Origin of the sequence: Bartonella sp. AP58NXGY, assembly GCF_042195785.1 — a bacterium.
Classification (GTDB): Bacteria; Pseudomonadota; Alphaproteobacteria; order Rhizobiales; family Rhizobiaceae; genus Bartonella.
In genome coordinates, this window is record NZ_JBHIOY010000036.1 from 1 (window position 1) to 3306 (window position 3306).

A 3306-nucleotide genomic window follows, 5' to 3' on the forward strand; every position below is an offset into this window, starting at 1 on the left:
AGCGGAAAAAGCCTTTCCCTTGTTAACAAAGCAGGCTTTATTCAAGCTGGTGGAAACTTAAATATCCAAACCAACACTCTAAAAAACGAAGCCGATAGCACGCCTGTCATCACAGAAAAAACGGAATATAGCGATATTTCTTTCCAAAAACCAGAACGCTTTGATTCAATTGAAAATGCGATTTTGTATCATACAACAAGTATAGCAAATGAGTTGGGGATAGAAATATGGGCCGTTTCCTATGAGGAAGTTGAATGTTCGGGAAACACATGTGATTTTCACTTTAAAAATTCTTTGCCCAACAAAGAGGCAACTTATGGTAAGATAACTTTAGAAGATGGGATAGTATACAAGGCATTTACTTGGAATGAAGAGAGTGAAAGTTCGGTTTTTTTTCAAGGGTACCGATGGAATAATTTATCTCACATGATACAGAAAACTGTCACGCAAGAATTTTCGCCTACTCGTCAAGGAATGATACAGTCTCACGGCAATCTTATTATTAACGCTGATACCATTGACAACCATTATAGCATTATAGAAGCAGGGGGAAACGCCGATATCCACGCCAATGTGCTGACCAATTTAGGTGCAACAGCTTATAAAAACACCTATATGGGTTGTCAGGCTAATACGGATGCTTATTGTTATGCTTATAACGCTGATGGAAGCCGAAATGTTGCTTTAGATATAATAAATAATGATGGTTTTCGCCATATCAATTCAGAAGTTCTCGATACTGTTCCTGGTCTTGTTCAAGCGGGTGGCATTTTGAATTTGGTGGTCGATCAACTCCACAACGAGGCAGCGGAAGGTTCGATTACAGGGGATGCGCATTTTGAGGCAAAAACCGTTGGAGGCAATCCACTGGAGTCCTTAAGTGGTTTAACCGGGGCTGGCGCTCTCTTTACACCAAAAGTGGATCTCAATAATGCGGGGGAACTTTCTGAGGGGCTCCCTTTACCAAAGCCCCAATCGGGTGGGGTTGGGGGCACGCTACCCAATCAAAATTTCATTTATGAAACGCGGGCAGAATTCCTTGATGTTGGCAAGTTTTATGGCTCAGCCTATTATTTGAACAGAATAGGTTACAATCCTGATCGGGAGATTTTTTTCTTAGGCGATGCTTATTTCGAAAAGGAATTGATTGAAAAACAAATGCGTGATCTTGTGGGTCAAGGTTTGGGTAAAGGCTCCTTTATTCCTGGAAGTGATGCCATTGAACAAGTCAAAACTTTGCTGGATGTCGGGGCAGACTATGCAAAAGCCCACAATCTCCCCTTTGGTGAGGCTTTGAGTGAAGAACAATTGGCATCCCTAGAAGCCCCGATGGTGATTTATGTGCGCCAACAGGTCAAGGGCATGGATGTTTATGCACCGGTGCTTTATATCCCCGAAAAAGACAGAGCCTCCTTTGTTTCTGCTGGGGCTTTGATCATGGGCGATGATATCAATATCACCAGCCAGAATACAAGCAATTCCACAATAACCAATTCAGGGCGGATTGCGGCAAACCACCAATTGCATGTGCATGGTGGGGATATCTTTAGTCAAGGGGGGCATTTTGCGGCGGGTGGTGATGCTGTTATCCTTGCGGAGAAGAATATTCGTTTAGATGCAGGGCGCACAACGGTTGACGGCGTGGAGACAGTATTAAACACCGAGGCGCTTTCTGCTGGGGGTAATGCAACGGTGATTGCCAAACAAGATATCACCGCCTCAGGGGTGGGGATCACTACCGGAGGTGATCTTGCCATGGCTACAGAAGAAGGTAACTTGACGATCGGTTCAGCTGCAACGCATCACCATAAACAGTATAGTGACTCCATTATGCACCATAAATCTGTGTTAAACTCTGGAGGCTCGACGACACTTCTCTCTGGAAAAGATTTGAATATTTTAGGCTCTGATGTTCAAGCGCATGATGATCTTTACTTACAAGCAAAAGAAAATGTTTCGATTGATGCTACACGCAACAGCATGGACAATCATCGCGGGAGTGAAACCTCCCATGTCGCCTTGCACAATGGCTCTCATTTAAGTTCTGGAAAAGATACCACTGTCATCTCGGGTCAAGATATCCATATTGCTGCTTCCGATATAGATGCGAAGGACAATGTTGCTCTTGGCGCACAAGGGGAGATAACAATAGGGGTGAGAAACGATGAAAGAGATTATCATTTTCAGAGCAGCGACTTTAGTGTTGATAGGCAAGAGTCTATTTCTCGGGGTTCTTCGATAAAATCTGGGGGTGATACCACTGTTGTTGCAGGGCAGGATGGGAAACCGCATGACCTTAGCATCACAGGCAGTTCCGTTGCGGCTGAGGGCAAGGTAGGGCTGAAAGCCAGCAACGATGTCCTGATCACCAATGCAGAGGATAGTTCACACCGTGAGATATCTAGCTACACAGATGGCGGTTTTTTTGGGGGAAGCTCATCCTATCATGAAACTTTTGGAGCTACCCAAGTGGTAGGTTCAAGTATAGCAGGAGAAAAAGGCGTTGCCATTGAATCTGGAAACAACACGGAAGTTGTCGCCTCGACGCTCGTAGCCGGTAAGGCAGAGGAAACGTCAGGAGAGAAAGCACCAGGAGAACAGAAACAAGCGGATATTACCATTCACTCTGGGGGAAAGATTGTCATAAAAGGCGCCCAAGAACAGTTGGATCAGCAAGCACAATCGTCTTCAAGTGGCTTTTTGCATGAGGAATCGTCCGATACATCTCAATCTCATACCACAACGGTCTCCTCTATCCTTGGGGCAACGGGAAACATCGTGTTAGACGCACAAGGAGAAGCCAAGATTTCTGCTTCTCATCTGCTTTCCGGTCAAGATATCAATGTGAGCGGAGAAAATGTGACGATTGATGGCATGCAAGATCACCATAAAAGCCATTCAGAGACCCATGAAACGGGTTTTGGTGTGGGATCAGGTAAGGGCTTTGTGTCGATATACGGGAGTGAGGGAAAGACAGAAAATGAAGAGAGTTTTGAGCATCAAGGTTCTTCTCTCAATGCGGATGGTACGATCACCATCACTGCCAAGAAAAAAGATGTGACAATTGTTGGCTCTGACCTTGCAGGTGAGAATATTAACCTTTCGGCAGCGCATGATGTCAATGTGCTTGTTGGTCATAATAGCCATTCCTCAAGCTCAAAGGAAGAACGTACAGGCTTTGGCATTCAGTTTGAAAAGAGCAACAGCGGTGCTTCTGTAGGTGTTGGGGTTGCAAGCGCCAAAGATACGGGCGATCAATGGGAAACCACTTCCACACAATCACACATCACGGCACGCCAAGATGTG

The 3306-nt window shown here is 45.1% G+C and carries 1 protein-coding gene; it reads left to right on the top strand.

The genetic code is table 11. The annotated features are described in order from the left end of the window. On the top strand, window positions 1–3306 hold a 3306-nt coding region (locus tag ACFINC_RS09050), incomplete at both ends, for a hemagglutinin repeat-containing protein (RefSeq protein ID WP_375616993.1).